Source organism: Lactobacillus sp. 23-2 (genome assembly GCF_044902225.1).
GTDB lineage: Bacteria > Bacillota > Bacilli > Lactobacillales > Lactobacillaceae > Lactobacillus > Lactobacillus absianus.
On record NZ_JAOQBX010000007.1, the window covers coordinates 29737 to 45164 of the forward strand.

Here is a 15428-nt window from a genome sequence, read left to right on the forward strand (position 1 = left end):
AAGGCCCCTTTTTGGTGTAGTAGTAAGTGAAAGGCAGGGGATTTCACTTGAAAAAGGAAACAGATATGACCACAAACTACTACTACATCAAAAGCGACCGCGAGCTGCTCAGGCTGCTGTTCAGCCAGCTGCCCGTCAAGACTTTTGACGAGCTTTGGGACTGGCTGGCCCAGCAGGGGATCGACAGCTTCAAGGACCTGGTGGACTATGCCTCCGGTCCCGACTGTCCGCCTGATCTGGCCCTGACGACCGAAGTGGCCTTGGACCGGCTCCGGCGTACCGACGTCAGACGCAGCCGCAACTGGAACAACAGCTCCAAGATCGGCAGCTACCTGGCCAACAAACTCCTGGGCGAGAAGCAGGAGCAGTTCTGGGGGCTCTATTTTGACCAGCAGCAGAACCTGATCGGGGAGAAGATGCTCTTTCAGGGCACCTTGGACCGGTCCTGGGTTCACCCGCGGGAGGTCTTCCGCTGGGCGGTGATCTATGGCTGCGCCAACATCATCGTGGCCCACAACCACCCCAGCGGGACCTTGACCCCGTCGCAAAACGACCTTGAAATGACCAAAGGCCTGCAAGAAGCCAGCAGGCTGATGAAGATCGGCTTTCTGGACCACTTCGTGGTGGGCGGGGGCGAATATTTGAGCCTGCGGGAGCAGGACCTCTTTTAATGGCAGCGGCCGCTGAAAATCAGCGGCCGTTTTGTGATGCTTTTTTCAGAAAATTTTGACAAATTATCGGCATTTTTCATTGCCTTAAGGAAAAATTAGTTAGTAGCAGGCTGAAAAGCGGGTATACTAAAGAGCAGAGACGCCAGGAAAAAAGCGCCCGTGCTACAGCAGAAAGCCACTCCGCCACCGCCTTATTCTTAAAATAAGGTAAAATTTAAGCGAGGTCATGAATTTCACGGGCTTTATGCTATAATTAATCAAGATTAAAGCGAGTAAATTAAGGAGAGATATATCCGTGTTTGGATTTGGTTCAAAGAATATCGGCATCGACCTGGGTACCGCCAATACCCTGGTTTACGTTGAAGGCAAGGGCATCGTCCTGCGTGAGCCTTCAGTCGTTGCCAAGAATACTAAAACTGGCGAAGTTATTGCAGTTGGTTCAGAAGCTAAGGAAATGATCGGCAGAACTCCAGGCTCAATCGTAGCTATCCGTCCAATGAAGGATGGGGTCATCGCCGACTACGACACTACGGCCGCAATGCTCAAGTACTTCATGGGCAAGACGGTTGGCAACTCAAAGCCATCAGTCATGATCTGCGTTCCTTCAGGCGTTACCGAAGTCGAGAAGCGGGCCGTGATCGATGCTGCCCGCGTGGCTGGTGCCCGGGAAGCCTACGTGATCGAAGAGCCGTTCGCGGCTGCGATCGGTGCTGGCTTGCCAGTCATGGAGCCAACCGGCTCAATGGTCGTTGACATCGGTGGCGGTACCACTGACGTGGCCACGATTTCCCTGGGCGGGATCGTATCCTCAACTTCAATCCGCCAGGCTGGCGACAAGTTCAACCAAGCCATTACCAACTTCGTTCACAGCAAGTACAACCTGCTGATTGGTGAAAGAACCGCGGAAGACATCAAGATCCAAATCGGTTCTGCCTCCGTTGAAGATGCCAAGGACATTGAATCCATGACCATCCGCGGCCGCGACCTGGTTTCCGGCCTGCCTAAGTCATTGGACATCAGCGCGGTTGACGTGGCAACGGCCATCCAAGATGTCGTTCAAGACATTATTGTCGCAATCAAGGAAACGCTTGAATCTACTTCTCCTGAAATCGCGGCCGACGTAATTGACCATGGTATCGTGCTTACCGGTGGTGGTGCCTTGCTCAAGAACCTGCCAGAAGTCATTTCAGATGCAACCAAGGTTCCAGTATTTATTGCCCAAGATCCGCTTGACTGCGTCGCAATTGGGACTGGTGAGTCTTTGAAGCACCTGGACGTAATGCGTAAGACAAGTAAATAAAATAAAACCGGCTTGCCAGCCGGTTTTTGTTTGGATTGACTTTTATGAAGAAATTTTTTCAAAACAGAAAAATGCTGTCCGCGCTGGGAACGGTTGTGGCGTTCATCATCTTGTTGGGCTCGACTGTCCTTTTGCGCAATGATTTGAACAGTCCGCTCTTTATCCAGAGCCTTGGCAACGACATCGTTTCCGTGGGCTCGCGCATTGTCAGCGTGCCAGTCGGCTGGCTGTCCGGCGGCATCAATAACGTTGACGCCGTAATCAATGCCGTGAGCGAAAACGACCACCTCAAGCGGAAGGTTTCAGAAACTGCCCAAGTCGAAGCTGAAAATGAGGCCTTGAAGAAGGAAAATGCTCAGCTCAAGTCGGCGGCCGGGGTCAAGTCAACCTTGACGACCTACTCAACGACCAACGCGTCCGTAGTTTCCCGGTCAGCAGACTCTTGGACTGAAATTTTGACCATTGACAAGGGCAAGGCTTCTGGCTTGAAGAAAGATATGGCAGTCATGTCCGGCGGCGGGGTCATCGGGCGGATCCTGGAAGTCGACGCGGTCACTTCCAAGGTCGAATTGATTACGACTACTGACGATTCTGCCAACCGCTTTGCCGTTCAGGCGACAGCCAGCAACGGCAAGACCATCCACGGGATCATCACCGCGGAATCCGGCGGCACGATTACTTTTACCCAGGCTTCCAGCTCAAGCAAGCTGACCAAGGGGACCAAGGTCTACACCAGTGGCTTGGGCGGGACCTCGCCAAAGGGGCTGTTGATCGGGACGGTTACCAACACGACTAAGGACAGCTTTGGCCTGTCTGACCTGATCAAGATCAAGCCTGCCGGCAATCTGGATGATACTTCCGTAGTAACGGTGGTTAAAAGGAGCGTGACTGGCTAATGCGGATTTTCAAGCAGTGGGTGGTCGCGATCGCCCTTTACGTGGCCATGATTCTGGATGGCTGCCTGGCTGCAGTTCTGCACCAGACCATGAGCTATGGCAATAGCCGGGCATCTTTGCTGCTTTTGCCGATTGCCGTAATGGTAGTGGCCTTTGAAGATGACCGCAATGCCAAGGAAGTCTGGCTGGCTCTGGCGGTCGGGGTCATTGCCGACCTTTACTTTTACGGCATCATTGGCGTCTACGCGGTAGGGCTGCCGGTTATGTCTGCTTTTGGCCGCTGGTACTCCAGGGTCTTTCCGGAGCTGTTCATCTTCCGCCTGATCGGCCTGTTGCTGATGACGTCCGCTTTCAGCGCCTACGTCTGGCTGATCTTCCGGCTGATCGGCTGGACTCAGTCCAGCCTGGGGCAAGCAGGAATGAGCATCCTTTACACGGCCGGCTGGAGCGCCCTGTTGACGGTCTTGACCTACTGGATTTGGGCTAAACTGGCCCGGAACTATCCATTCCTGGTCGATCTGGACAACTACCGCTACTAGGTCAGCAGACAGAAGGAAAAGAAGAACAAAAAAGAGACCGGAAAAATTCCGGTCTCTTTTGTTTGTCTGCTAATGCTTCACAGGCCGCTGCGGCGCTTAGCCCATCAGGTAGTAGACAGCAGTAGCTGCTACGCCGAACAGGGTAATGGCGGCCATCAATACGACCATGATGTTTTCGATTTTCTGGAATGTTGACTTTTTCTTTCTGCGTGCCATCAAGTAGCCCTCCTAAATATTTCGAGAAGTATTTTAACCTTTCTGGCCCTTTTTTGCAATTTGTATGTCTTAATTTCCAATAAAAAGCTAAAATAGGATGAGTTAGATGGAGGAAAAACTATGCTGTTAATTTTTGCCTTGCCTGTGGCCGGCCTGGTCATCGGCATCATCATGAACATGATGCTCCCAAACGGGAGCAAGCTCAACGGGGTGGACGTCATGCCGCTCTTTTTGCTCTACCCTTGCCAGCTGATCACCCAGGTCAAGCAGGTGCCGTCTTTTCTCCCTTACGGCTTTTTGTTCTACTTTATCTTGATCCTCTGCGCCGCTATCCGCTGGGCAGTGATTAATAAGAACATTTCCATGGGGAAGATCTTCCGGGAGTTCTGGTCCTACCTCGACATCTGTTCCTTGCTCTGGTATTTGGGACTCTTGGTAGTCGTTTTGGTCTGACCTGCCACTTGACCGGTCAAAATAACTGATGCGTGAAATGCCTTAGCCTGGCGGCTGAGGCATCTTTTTATGGCAAATTTTTTATTTTTTATGAAATTGTCTTGGCGATTTTCAGATATTGTGGTTTAAAGTGGGGATTTGTGGTAAATTGTTAACAGAAGGGGGGAGCTGGCCATGTTCATGGGCGAATATCAGCATAATCTCGATGCTAAAGGCCGCTTGATCATTCCGGCCAAGTTCCGTGAGCAGGCCGGCAACCGCATGATTTTTACCCGCGGCCTGGATGGCTGCATCTTTGCCTATCCGCCAGAAGAGTGGGCTAAAGTTGAGGCCAAACTGGCCAAGCTCCCCTTGACCAAGAAGAACGCGCGCAGTTTTACTCGGATGTTCTATTCCGGAGCCATGGAAGGCGAATTTGACAAGCAGGGACGGGTTAATCTGACGCCCGTTTTGAAGGATCACGCGGGCCTGAAGAAGGAATGCGTGATTGTCGGCGTTTCCAGCCGAATTGAAATTTGGGCAAAAGAGCGCTGGGACAGCTTCACTGACGAGGCCAACGAAGACTACGACGACATTGCAGAAGGATTGGACGACATCGAGTTATAGGTATGGAATTTAAGCACTTTAGCGTATTATTGCACGAGACGATTGACAACTTAAAGCCCCAGGCTGGCGGCGTGTATGTCGACGCGACTTTTGGCGGCGGCGGCCATGCCCGCTACCTGCTCAGCCAGTTGAGCGCGGGGACCGTCATTGGCTTTGACCAAGATGAATACGCGATTGATACGGCTAAAGAAAACTTTAAGGACTACTTGCAAGCCGACAGTCAGCCAAGACTCCAGCTGGTCCACAACAATTTCAGCCACCTGACTGAAGAACTGGCTAAGCTGGGCTATGACGGCATTGACGGCATCTACTACGATCTGGGCGTGTCCTCCCCGCAGCTGGACCAGGCACAAAGAGGCTTTTCCTACCGCTTTGATGCCCGTTTGGACATGCGGATGGACCAGAGCCAGGATTTTGATGCCTATCAGCTGGTCAATACTTACAGCCAGAAGCAGCTGGCAGATGTCTTGTACCGCTATGGGGACGAGAAGTTTTCCAGACAGATCGCCCGTCGGATCGTTGAGAAGCGGCAGCAGAAGCCAATTGAGACGACCTTTGAACTGGTCGACATTATCAAGGAAGCAATTCCCGCCTATGCCCGGCGGACTGGCGGCCACCCGGCCAAGAAGAGCTTTCAGGCTATCCGGGTGGAAGTCAACCATGAGCTGGATGTCCTCCAAGCCACGCTTGAGGAAGCCATCGCTGCTTTGAAGCCAGGCGGGCGGATTGCCGTGATCACTTTCCAGTCATTGGAAGACAAGATCGTCAAGAAGACCTTTAAGAAATATTCTGAAGTCGAGATCCCGCGGGGGATGCCTGAGGCACCGGCTGACTTGAAGCCAAGCCTGAAGCTGGTCAACCGCAAGCCGATCGTGGCTTCAGCCGAAGAATTGGAAGAAAACAACCGCTCACACAGTGCGAAATTACGAGTAGCGGAAAAGTTGTAGATGAGATAGCAAGGACCACAGAAAATGGCTGGAAGTTCATTAAGAAATTACAATTACGAACCAGAAGAAGTCAACCGACCACAGGAACGCCACGTTCCCGTGGTCAATCCGCAGAAAGTACCATATTCTCCTTTTGAGAAGCTGCTGATTGGGGTGGGCTTGATCGCGGCTGTCGTTTTGATTACTTTGAATGTATCCGCCAGCGTTTCAGCTACCTACGCCCAGCATGAGCTGTCTGACGTCAAGCAGTCCATCAGCAAGGCCAAGAGCCAGACTTCCGACCTCCAACAGGAAATCGGCGAGCTCTCATCCAGCTCACGCCTGAACAAGATTGCGGCTGAGCAAGGTTTAAAATTGCGGGAAAACAACATTAGGACGATTCGCTAATGAGAAAGACCAATAATCTAAAGAAATTAAAATCCAGAGCACACGCCTATCGGTTCACAGTGGGGAGAGCACTTGAGGTAGTCGTTGCTTTGGTTTTTCTTTTATTTGCTGGCCGCATGCTCTATCTGTCGATTTCTAAGTATATCGATGGACAGGATATCAGCAAGCGGACCGCGGCCATTTACCGGCGAAATACCGTGCTGACGGCCAATAGAGGGACCATCTATGACAAGAACGGCCTGGTTATTGCCCAGGATTCGCATACCTACACGGTCTATGCCATTCTGGACAAGACCTATGTCGACTCTGACAAAAAGCCCCTTTACGTTCAGGACAAGAAGAAGACGGCTGAGAAGCTGGCTACGGTCTTGCCGCTGTCAGCCGCCAAGATCTACAAGTACCTAAACCCCACCAAGAAGAATACTTTCCAAGTGCAGTTCGGGACCGCGGGGACGGGCCTGAACCTCACCCAAAAGAAGCGGATCCAGGCCATGCACTTGACTGGGATCAAGTTCATGGAAACGCCGTCGCGCCTGTATCCAAACGGGGTCTTTGCCTCCAACGTGGTCGGCTACACCTTGAGCAAGAACAGCTCGGCGACCAACTCCACCGAACTCTATGGGGTGACGGGGCTAGAGGCTTGGTATGACAAGATTTTGAAGGGGAAAAACGGCTACGAGACTTCAACCGTTGACTCATCCGAATACCAATTGCCAAGCGGGTCGCATTCCTATAAGGCGGCCATGGACGGCGACAACCTCTACCTGACTTTGGACTCCCAGCTACAGAACTCCCTGGAGACTTACATGTCCAAGGTGCAGAAGGCCTACCAGCCCAAAGCTTTGACGGCGGTGGTCGAGGACCTGAAGACCGGGAAGATCCTGGCGGCTTCCCAGCGGCCAACCTTCAACGCCCAGACCAAGTCTGGCTTAAGCAAGGCCGGGAGCGACCTGCTGGTTCAGTCAACCTACGAGCCGGGTTCGGTCTTCAAGATTCTGTCTCTGTCTGCCGCCGTCAACAGCGGCAACTACAATCCCAGCGCCTACTACCGGTCCGGTTCAATCACCATTGGCGGTTCAACCATCTATGACTGGGTCAAGTCCGGCTGGGGGACGATTCCCTTCTCCCAAGCCTTCTCAAGATCATCCAATATCGGCATGGTCTACCTGGAGCGCAAGATGGGGGCCAAGACCTGGAAGAAGTACCTTAAGGCCTTCCACATTACCCAGAAGACGGGCGTGACCCTGCCAGGAGAAATGCCGGGCAGCCTGTCCTTCAGCTCTCCCGTCGACCAGGCGGTAACTTCCTTTGGCCAAGGGGTGACGGTCAACGTCATGCAGATGATGCAGGTCTACAGTGCCCTGGCTAACAATGGCCAGATGGTTAAGCCACAATTGGTTGAAAAAATTACCGACGCCAGCGGCAAGACCGTCAAGGGCTACCAGGTTGAAAAGGTGGGCAAGCCGGTCTTTACCGCGGCGACTCGCAAGGTTGTCATGGCCAACATGAAGAAAGTCTTGAACCAAAAGATCGGGACGGGCTACGCCTACTACATGAAGGGCAAGGACTTCGGCGTCAAGACGGGGACGGCCCAGATTGCCAAGCCTACGGGCGGCTATATGACCGGGGACAAGAACTATATCTTCTCCGTGGTGGGGATCACCCCAACCAAGAACCCGCGCTACTGCATCTATCTGACGATCAAGCAGCCAAGCCGTCTGGGCTCGGGGGCTGAAACCATCCTGTCCCAGATCTTTAAGCCGATGATGAACCGGATCATCCTGGTGTCACAGGGTTCTAAATCGGCTACGGCAGTCGTCAAGGCACCAAGCGTGACCGGCAAGACGGTGGACCAGGCCAAGAAGCTGGCCACGGGCGCGGGCTTGACCCTAGTGCAGCTGGGGACGGGCAAGACGGTGACCAGCCAAAAGGCTGCCGCCGGCAGCTCAGTGGCCGTGGGCAGCAAGCTCTTTGTCTTGACCGGCGGCAAGCTCACGATGCCGGACATGTCCTCCTGGTCCAGCGAGCAGGTTGAAAATTATGCCAGCCTGGCTGGTCTCAAGCTGAAGCTGACTGGGACCGGCAAGGTCAAATCGCAGAGTCTTTCGGCCGGCAGCCAGCTTAAGCCGGGGATGAAGTTGAAAGTTGTTTTAAAGGAGTAAATCGTTGATGCTAGCAGCTACTATTGCTTTTATTGTTTCCTTGGTGCTGAGCGCCTTGATATTGCCATGGATGATTATCTACATGCGCAGCCATGATGAGGGTCAGCAGATCCGCGGCGAAGGTCCAAAGTGGCACGCCAAGAAGTCCGGGACCCCAACCATGGGCGGGACGGTCTTCGTGCTGGTCGCTTCCATAATCACCATCGTGGCCTGCGCTATGACCGGCCAGCTGACCAAGTCAGTCTGGATGCTGATCGTGGCTCTCTTGGGCTACGGGATCATCGGCTTCCTGGATGATGGTCTGAAGCTTTTCTACAAGCGGAACCTGGGCTTGCGGGCTTGGCAAAAGTTTGCCTTGCAGCTGGTCTTGGCTGCAATTATCGTGGCCTTGGCCGCCAGTGACCACTTCAAGTTCGCCTTGTATCTTCCATTCGCGGGCGTGGTCACCAGCACGGCCTTGTTCATCTTCTTTGTCATTTTCTGGCTGGTTGGCTTCTCAAACGCGGTCAACCTGTCAGACGGCCTGGACGGGCTGGCAACTGGCCTGTCCTTCATCGCCTACGGGACCTATGCCTGGCTGGCCTTCAAGGCCGGGCAGGCAGGCGGCTTGATCTTCTGCCTGGCCGTCATGGGGGGCTTGGCTGCCTTCTTCATGTACAACCATAAGCCAGCCAAGATCTTCATGGGCGACGCGGGCTCATTGGCCTTGGGGGGCGGCTTGGCGGCCGTGTCAATCCTGCTCAACCGGCCATGGTCGCTCTTGCTGGTCGGCATTGTCTTTGTCTGTGAGACGGCCTCAGTCATCCTGCAGGTAATTTCCTTCCAGACGACGGGCAAGCGGATCTTCAAGATGACCCCAATTCACCACCACTTCGAAATGCTGGGGTGGAGCGAATGGAAGGTCGACATCGTTTTCTGGATCGTTGGGCTGATCGGCAGCGCCATCTACCTGGCAATTTGGGGTTAAAAATTTAGCAGATTCTAGTTGGAGAGATTCATAGAAAAATGAAACAGATCAAGAAATTCGATCAGAAAAACATTCTGGTATTAGGCTTGGGCCGCAGCGGCTTTGCCGTTTCCAAGCTTTTGCTGGCTTTAGGGGCCAAGCTGACCTTGAACGACAAGGCTGACCTGACTGACGATCCCAAGGCCAAGGAGCTTGCGGCTGCCGGCGTCCGCGTGATTGGCGGCAAGCACCCAGTCGAGCTGTTTGATGAAGAGCACTTTGACTACCTGGTCAAGAACCCGGGGATTCCTTACGAAAACCCAATGGTCGTCAAGGCCCAGGAAAAGCAGGTGCCAATCATCACCGAACCAGAAGTCGCGCTGAGCGCGGCTGATTCCAAGTACGTCTGCGTCACCGGCTCAAACGGCAAGACCACCACGGTCATGCTGACCGCGCGGATTCTGGACCACTTTCTGGCCAAGTCCGGCCACCACGCTTACGCGGTGGGCAATATCGGGATTCCGATTTCAGAGGTCGTGCTGGATAAGGCTGACAAGGACGACATTCTGGTCTGTGAAATGTCCAGCTTCCAATTGCTGGGCGTGACTGACATTGATCCAAAGGTGGCTGCCATCGTGGACATCTACCACAACGTCCACCTGGACTACCACAAGACCTTTGAAAACTACGTGAATGCCAAGCTGAACGTAGCCCGCTTCCAAAAGGAGGACGACTTCTTCCTGGCCAACTTTGACCAGAAGGACATCCTGGCCCAGGAGCAAGCAGCAACTAAGGCCAAGATTCTGACCTTCAGCGAGAGTGATCCGAGTGCCGACTTCTACATTGGCGATGGCTACTTGATGCACAAGGATGACAAGATGATGAAGATTGCCGACATCAAGCTGCCAGGCATCCACAACCTGCAGAACTCCTTGGTTGCCATCGGCATCAGCACCTTGATGGGGGCTGACAAGGATGACATCTACGCGGTCTTGTCAACTTTCAAGGGGGCCCGCCACCGTCTGCAATACGTGACGACCCTGCATGGCGCCCGCGTTTACAACGACTCCAAGTCAACCAACATTGAAGCCGCCACGGTAGCCATTCCGTCATTTGACCAGCCGGAAGTCCTGCTGGCCGGCGGCTTGGACCGGGGCTTCGTCTTTGATGACCTGGTTGAGCTCTTCAAGAAGCACGTCAGAGCAATCGTCCTTTATGGCGAGACCCGCTACCTGCTGGCTGATGCAGCCCGCAAGGCCGGCATCAAGGACATCGTGATCGTCGATAACCTTAAGGAAGGGGTTCTGGCCGCGGCCAAGCTGGTCAAGTCCGGTGAGGTGCTCCTGTTCTCGCCAGCCTGCGCTTCCTGGGATCAGTTCAAGACCTTTGAGCAGCGCGGCGACTTGTTCATGCAGTACATTGAAGAATTGAAAGCCAAAGAAGAAAAGTAAAAGAAAGATCAGAATAGAGAAGAGAAGCAGAACAAAATGAGAGTTATTTTTTCAGGCGGCGGCACTGGCGGCCACATCTATCCAATCATGGCCTTGATTGACCGGCTCAAGGAACGGGGCATCAGCACCAATGATGAAATCCTCTTTGTCGGAACCAAGAAGGGGCTGGAATCAAAGATCGTTCCTGCCGCGGGCGTCAATTTTACAACCATCGACATCCAGGGCTTTGACCGCAAGCACCCGCTCAAAAACTTCAAGACCATCAGCTTGTTCATGCAGGCCACCAAGAGTGCCCGCAAGATTTTGAAGGACTTCAAGCCAGACGTCGTTCTGGGAACTGGCGGCTATGTCTCAGGCGCGATCGTCTATGAAGCCAGCCGGATGAAGATCCCGACCATGATTCATGAATCCAACTCGGTCGTCGGCGTGGCCAACAAGTTCTTAGGCCACTTTGTGGACAAGATCTGCTACACCTTTGATGACGCCGCTAAGGAATTTCCGGAAAAGAAGAAGCTGGTCAAGACTGGCAACCCCCGCTCCCAGCAGGTTCTGAGCGTCAACGCCAAGCCGGTTGACCTGGAAAAAGAGCTGGGCTTGAATCCATCAGTGCCGACCGTGCTGGTCTTTGGGGGCTCACGCGGGGCTTTGGCCATCAACAGAGTCATGCTCAAGAGCCTGATGGAATTGAAGAAGAAGCCTTACCAAGTCATTTGGGCCACTGGGACCTACTACTATGACGCGATTGAAAAGAAGCTTAAGGACATCGACTATGGCCAGTCAATCAAGATCGTGCCATACATTGCCAACATGCCGGGCCTTTTGCCAGAAATGACCTGCGTCGTTTCCCGGTCTGGCGCGACCAGCCTGGCTGAATTTACGGCCTTGGGCGTACCGGTCATCCTGATTCCTAGTCCAAACGTGACCCACAACCACCAGATGAAGAATGCCCAGGACTTGGAAAAGGCGGGGGCCGCACTCTTGATTGCCGAAGACGACTTGAACGAGAACACCTTCGTCTCATCCATCGACCACCTGCTCTTGGATGAAAGCTGCTCTGAAAAGATGCGCGAAGCCTCCAAGAAGCTGGGCGTCCCGGATGCTTCTGACCAAGTCATCCAGGTGATGGAAGACCTTGCCAAGAACTAGCCGCTTTTAGAAAGGAGGGGAGCCAATGGCGCGCATCACCAAAAAAGACCCGAAAGAAGAACTGTCAAAATTCCTCCGTCACGATGAGGAGCGCAACCAGCAAAAGGAGGACCGCCGCAAGGTTTCTTCCCAGCTTCCCTCATTGCAGCGGGAAAGACGGCGGAGCCTGCTGACGCGCTTGGGCTCAATCATCGTGGTCTGCCTGCTCATTATCTGTGCCTTGGCCTATTACGTCTCGCCTTACGCGGACGTCTCCACGGTCCGGATTTATGGGGCCGGCGACCTGGATGCCAAGAGCCTGGTCAGGGCCAGTGAGATCACGGCTTCTGACAAGGTGCTTGACTCCTTGCGCAGCAATCAGAAGATCAGCAGAAAATTATCGAAGACCTTCCCTGAAGTCGGTTCGGTCAAGTTGACCCTGTCTGGACTGAACACCTTGAACTTCAAGGTTAAAGAGCGCAAGGTGATTGGTTACGTCAAGACGGGGTCAGTCTACCGCAAGATTCTCTCTAATGGAGGACTGGGAACCAAGGCCCTGTCGTGGAGCGAGGTCGATCATGACAAGCCCCTGTTTATCGGCTACAGCAAGACCGTCTCCTTAAAGACCAATCTAAAGATCTTTAACTCTTTCCCTGACTACTTCAAGGACCAGGTCAAGATGCTGTCGGGCAACACCCGCCGCAAGACCCAGATGATCATGGTCATGAAAGATGGCAACGTCATCATCGGCAACATCGCGACCATCCGTTCCAAGGTCAAGTACTACAATGCCATCAAGCAGGACTTGACGGAAAAGAGCGTCATCGACATGGAAGTCGGGGCCTTTACCAGACCTTTGACTGCCGAAGAGAAAAAAGCCTACGGGATTTCTTAGCTTTTCAGTGGAAAAATAGTGTATGATTATCGTTATATTATGAGTGAGTAATTGGAGGAATGTAGCTTGGACAATTCAAATCTTTTGGTAGGCTTAGACATGGGGACTACCTCCATCAAAGTTGTCGTGGCTGACGCCAGCCGGCAGGGGCTGCAGGTTATTGGCGCGGTTGCCGCTCCCACCAAGGGGATGCGCCACGGCAAGATTGTCGATATCGATCAGGCCGCTGATTCCGTCAGAAATGCCATTCGCCTGGCAGCTGAGAAGACCAACAGCAAGATCTACCGGGTAGTGACCGCCCTGCCAGTCAGCCTGCTGCAGCTGGAGAACGTGGCTGGACTGATCAATATCAATGAGACAGAGCATGAAGTAAGCGACGAAGACGTCAGAAACGCGATCCGTTCAGCCATCAAGGCTGGGCAAAAGAAGGATCGGCGGGCCGTGGCCTTTTTCCCAAGCCGCTTTGTGATTGACGGCGAGAAGGAAGTCGACGATCCCCGGACAATGATGGCCCGGTCCCTGGTCGTTCGCGGGGTCATGATGACCGCGCCGGCGGCTGACCTGCACAACATCAACTCCGTGCTCAAGCATGCCGGAATCGGCAACAACTTCTTCGTGCCGGCTCCAATGGCGATTTCCGCGGTTGCCCTGGATGAGGCTGAGCGCACTTTTGGCGCCATCCTGCTTGACATGGGCGGCGGCACGACGACCGCGACCGTGATCCGGGACAGCCAGATCAAGTACGCGACCGTTGACCTCAAGGGGGCCAGCGACATCACCCACGACATTTCCGTGGTTCTGTCAACGACCATGAGCGACGCGGAAGCCCTTAAGCGCGACTACGGCTATGCTTTGCCAAGCCTGGCCTCAGAAAATGAGAAGTTTGCCGTCAAGGCCGTGGGCCAGGACAAGGAGACCATGGTCAGCGACAAGTATCTCAGCGAGATCATCAATGCCCGCTTGCAGCAGATCCTGCGCCGGGTTGGCAAGGGCCTTTACAAGCATGGTGCTCTGTCCCTGCCAGCTGGCGTGATCATTACTGGCGGCAGCGCTCTTTTGCAGGGAATCGATGAGCTGGTAGCGGAGGACTATGACGTCAAAGCCAAGATCTATCAGCCAGCTCAGATTGGCCTGCGCAATCCGGTCTACGCGGTTGCCTACGGGCTGGTCAACTATGCCCATCAGTTAGCCGATATCGGCTACTTGGCCAACAGCGTGCTCTATGACGACCGGGCATATGCCTCCAATGAAGCGGGAGTTTCTGCTGCCAGCCGGCCAAAAATTGCTAAAAGACCAGCGGTAAGTACTGAAACTCAAGCAAAAGTAGCTTATAATGATACTAAGCATGCTGAGCAGGAAGCTGCTCATGATCTGGACGATGAGCCAGAAACGGATACAAATAATAACAAAAATAAAGACAAAGGCTTAGCTGCATTTTTCAGAAAGTTCTTTGATTAAGGGTGGTAGTAGATGGATTTTACTTTTGATTCAGACGACAACAATAACGCAGTGATCAAGGTGATCGGCGTCGGTGGTGCCGGCGGCAACGCGGTCAACCGGATGATCGAAGACGGCGTCCAAGGCGTGTCCTTCATCGCGGCCAACACTGACGTGCAAGCGCTCAACAGCAACAATGCTGAAGTGAAGATTCAATTGGGGCCAAAGCTGACCCGGGGACTGGGGGCAGGCTCTCATCCAGAAACCGGTCAGAAGGCAGCCGAAGAAAGCGAAGAAACGATTGAAGAAGCCTTGAAAGGCGCGGACATGATCTTCATCACCGCCGGCATGGGCGGCGGGACTGGGACTGGTGCCGCTCCAGTCATTGCCAAGATTGCCCGGGAAACCGGTGCCTTGACGGTCGGCGTCGTTACTCGGCCATTCAGCTTTGAAGGCCCTAAGCGGTCAAAGAACGCTGCTGAAGGGATTGCCAAGCTGAAGGAATACGTTGACACTTTGGTCATCGTTGCCAACAACCGCCTGCTGGAAATCGTCGACAAGAAGACGCCGATGATGGAGGCCTTCAAGGAAGCCGACAACGTCCTTAAGCAAGGGGTGCAAGGCATTTCCGACCTGATCACTTCAACCGACTACGTGAACTTGGACTTTGCCGACGTAAAGACGGTCATGGAGAACCAAGGGGCAGCTTTGATGGGGATCGGCCGTGCCAGCGGCGAGAACAGAACCGTCGAAGCTACCAAGATGGCGATTTCCTCACCGCTTTTGGAAGTCTCAATCGACGGGGCCAAGCAGGTGCTGCTGAACATCACTGGCGGTCCGGACTTAACCTTGTTTGAAGCGCAAGACGCCTCAGAAATCGTGGCCAACGCGGCTGGCGAAGACGTCAACATCATCTTCGGTACTTCCATCAACCCTAACTTGGGCGATGAAGTCGTGGTTACGGTAATTGCCACCGGGATTGATGATGAAGCTGAAGAAGAAGCTTCCAAGCAGCTGCCGGGGCGCGGTCACCAAGTTGCCGCCCATGCTGAAGAAAAGACGGTCAAGGCAGCGCCAAAGATTTTGGCTGAAGAAGCATCAGCTCCAGAAGCGCCGACGCCAGAACCAGTTCCAGAAGCGCCAAAGGCCAAGGAAGCAGAGCCGCGCCAAGCAAGCAGCATGGTGGATCCAACCAGCGTCTGGGGCTTGAACGACGACTATGACCGCCGCGGGACTGCTGACCGGGCCGAAGAAAAGCAGGCTGAAGAGCCAGCTTTTGACGACAAGGGGCAAGACAGCATTTCACAAATCGATATCAACACGGACTACGACGATGACGATGATGACGACGACATCCCATTCTTCAAGCATCGTCGTGACCGTTAAAGGAGGTTAGG

Annotated in this window: 16 protein-coding genes; 15 read left to right on the plus strand and 1 reads right to left on the minus strand. The window is 53.7% G+C overall.

Annotation, left to right across the window (positions count from 1 at the left end; translation table 11 throughout):
- Positions 1-65: 65 nt before the first annotated feature.
- The 4 genes from OCH80_RS04270 (at position 66) to mreD (ending at position 3406) form a co-directional block, all read left to right on the plus strand.
- A complete protein-coding gene (locus tag OCH80_RS04270; protein WP_404538152.1) occupies positions 66-671 on the plus strand; it encodes a JAB domain-containing protein in 606 nt (201 codons plus the stop codon).
- A gap of 295 nt (positions 672-966) precedes the next feature.
- Positions 967-1971: a rod shape-determining protein gene (locus OCH80_RS04275; RefSeq protein ID WP_206987459.1), complete on the plus strand. Its 1005-nt coding sequence runs from the start codon at positions 967-969 to the stop codon at positions 1969-1971.
- A 44-nt stretch (positions 1972-2015) separates the two neighbouring features.
- Complete coding sequence (mreC, locus tag OCH80_RS04280; RefSeq protein WP_404538154.1) at positions 2016-2867, plus strand: rod shape-determining protein MreC; 852 nt, start codon at positions 2016-2018, stop codon at positions 2865-2867.
- The gene (gene mreD / locus OCH80_RS04285; protein ID WP_404538156.1) at positions 2867-3406 is read left to right on the plus strand and encodes a rod shape-determining protein MreD; all 540 of its coding nucleotides are present in this window, start codon (positions 2867-2869) and stop codon (positions 3404-3406) included. The genes mreC and mreD overlap by 1 nt, the downstream gene beginning before the upstream one ends.
- 96 nt (positions 3407-3502) lie before the next feature.
- On the opposite strand, the gene OCH80_RS04290 is transcribed toward mreD, so the two are convergent.
- Positions 3503-3622 carry a DUF4044 domain-containing protein gene (locus OCH80_RS04290; protein WP_404538158.1) on the minus strand — a complete coding sequence of 40 codons (120 nt, stop codon included), beginning with the start codon at positions 3620-3622 and terminating at the stop codon, positions 3503-3505.
- A gap of 120 nt (positions 3623-3742) precedes the next feature.
- Here OCH80_RS04290 and OCH80_RS04295 point away from each other — a divergent pair, with 120 nt between their 5' ends.
- The 11 genes from OCH80_RS04295 (at position 3743) to ftsZ (ending at position 15417) form a co-directional block, all read left to right on the plus strand.
- A complete protein-coding gene (locus tag OCH80_RS04295) occupies positions 3743-4075 on the plus strand; it encodes a DUF3397 domain-containing protein (protein ID WP_154546988.1) in 333 nt (110 codons plus the stop codon).
- A 174-nt stretch (positions 4076-4249) separates the two neighbouring features.
- A complete protein-coding gene (gene mraZ, locus OCH80_RS04300) occupies positions 4250-4681 on the plus strand; it encodes a division/cell wall cluster transcriptional repressor MraZ (protein WP_206987455.1) in 432 nt (143 codons plus the stop codon).
- Positions 4682-4683: 2 nt separating this feature from the next.
- Positions 4684-5628, plus strand: coding sequence for a 16S rRNA (cytosine(1402)-N(4))-methyltransferase RsmH (rsmH, locus tag OCH80_RS04305; RefSeq protein WP_154546986.1), 945 nt, complete (start codon positions 4684-4686; stop codon positions 5626-5628).
- A 24-nt stretch (positions 5629-5652) separates the two neighbouring features.
- Complete coding sequence (ftsL, locus tag OCH80_RS04310) at positions 5653-6015, plus strand: cell division protein FtsL (protein ID WP_404538161.1); 363 nt, start codon at positions 5653-5655, stop codon at positions 6013-6015.
- Positions 6015-8177, plus strand: a complete 2163-nt coding sequence (locus OCH80_RS04315; protein ID WP_404538164.1) for a penicillin-binding transpeptidase domain-containing protein — start codon at positions 6015-6017, stop codon at positions 8175-8177. Before ftsL ends, OCH80_RS04315 begins: the two co-directional genes overlap by 1 nt.
- A 7-nt stretch (positions 8178-8184) precedes the next feature.
- Entirely contained in the window at positions 8185-9144 is a 960-nt protein-coding gene (gene mraY / locus OCH80_RS04320) for a phospho-N-acetylmuramoyl-pentapeptide-transferase (protein WP_404538167.1), read from the plus strand.
- A 38-nt stretch (positions 9145-9182) separates the two neighbouring features.
- Positions 9183-10574 (plus strand): UDP-N-acetylmuramoyl-L-alanine--D-glutamate ligase, encoded by a 1392-nt coding sequence (murD, locus tag OCH80_RS04325; RefSeq protein ID WP_404538169.1) that lies wholly within the window; start codon positions 9183-9185, stop codon positions 10572-10574.
- A 36-nt stretch (positions 10575-10610) separates the two neighbouring features.
- The gene (murG, locus tag OCH80_RS04330; RefSeq protein ID WP_404538172.1) at positions 10611-11720 is read left to right on the plus strand and encodes an undecaprenyldiphospho-muramoylpentapeptide beta-N-acetylglucosaminyltransferase; all 1110 of its coding nucleotides are present in this window, start codon (positions 10611-10613) and stop codon (positions 11718-11720) included.
- Between the two features lie 25 nt (positions 11721-11745).
- Positions 11746-12594 (plus strand): FtsQ-type POTRA domain-containing protein, encoded by an 849-nt coding sequence (locus tag OCH80_RS04335; RefSeq protein ID WP_404538175.1) that lies wholly within the window; start codon positions 11746-11748, stop codon positions 12592-12594.
- Positions 12595-12660: 66 nt separating this feature from the next.
- Entirely contained in the window at positions 12661-14052 is a 1392-nt protein-coding gene (ftsA, locus tag OCH80_RS04340; RefSeq protein WP_206987448.1) for a cell division protein FtsA, read from the plus strand.
- 12 nt (positions 14053-14064) lie between these two features.
- Complete coding sequence (gene ftsZ / locus OCH80_RS04345) at positions 14065-15417, plus strand: cell division protein FtsZ (protein WP_404538178.1); 1353 nt, start codon at positions 14065-14067, stop codon at positions 15415-15417.
- Positions 15418-15428 lie beyond the last annotated feature (11 nt).

What these genes read in the sequence shown, in the direction of transcription:
- OCH80_RS04270 (WP_404538152.1), top strand. Translation starts at nt 66, where the DNA reads ATGACCACAAACTACTACTACATCAAAAGCGACCGCGAGCTGCTCAGG.
- mreC (WP_404538154.1), top strand. Translation starts at nt 2,016, where the DNA reads ATGAAGAAATTTTTTCAAAACAGAAAAATGCTGTCCGCGCTGGGAACG.
- mreD (WP_404538156.1), top strand. Translation starts at nt 2,867, where the DNA reads ATGCGGATTTTCAAGCAGTGGGTGGTCGCGATCGCCCTTTACGTGGCC.
- OCH80_RS04290 (WP_404538158.1), bottom strand. Translation starts at nt 3,622, where the DNA reads ATGGCACGCAGAAAGAAAAAGTCAACATTCCAGAAAATCGAAAACATC.
- OCH80_RS04295 (WP_154546988.1), top strand. Translation starts at nt 3,743, where the DNA reads ATGCTGTTAATTTTTGCCTTGCCTGTGGCCGGCCTGGTCATCGGCATC.
- mraZ (WP_206987455.1), top strand. Translation starts at nt 4,250, where the DNA reads ATGTTCATGGGCGAATATCAGCATAATCTCGATGCTAAAGGCCGCTTG.
- rsmH (WP_154546986.1), top strand. Translation starts at nt 4,684, where the DNA reads ATGGAATTTAAGCACTTTAGCGTATTATTGCACGAGACGATTGACAAC.
- ftsL (WP_404538161.1), top strand. Translation starts at nt 5,653, where the DNA reads ATGGCTGGAAGTTCATTAAGAAATTACAATTACGAACCAGAAGAAGTC.
- OCH80_RS04315 (WP_404538164.1), top strand. Translation starts at nt 6,015, where the DNA reads ATGAGAAAGACCAATAATCTAAAGAAATTAAAATCCAGAGCACACGCC.
- mraY (WP_404538167.1), top strand. Translation starts at nt 8,185, where the DNA reads ATGCTAGCAGCTACTATTGCTTTTATTGTTTCCTTGGTGCTGAGCGCC.
- murD (WP_404538169.1), top strand. Translation starts at nt 9,183, where the DNA reads ATGAAACAGATCAAGAAATTCGATCAGAAAAACATTCTGGTATTAGGC.
- murG (WP_404538172.1), top strand. Translation starts at nt 10,611, where the DNA reads ATGAGAGTTATTTTTTCAGGCGGCGGCACTGGCGGCCACATCTATCCA.
- OCH80_RS04335 (WP_404538175.1), top strand. Translation starts at nt 11,746, where the DNA reads ATGGCGCGCATCACCAAAAAAGACCCGAAAGAAGAACTGTCAAAATTC.
- ftsZ (WP_404538178.1), top strand. Translation starts at nt 14,065, where the DNA reads ATGGATTTTACTTTTGATTCAGACGACAACAATAACGCAGTGATCAAG.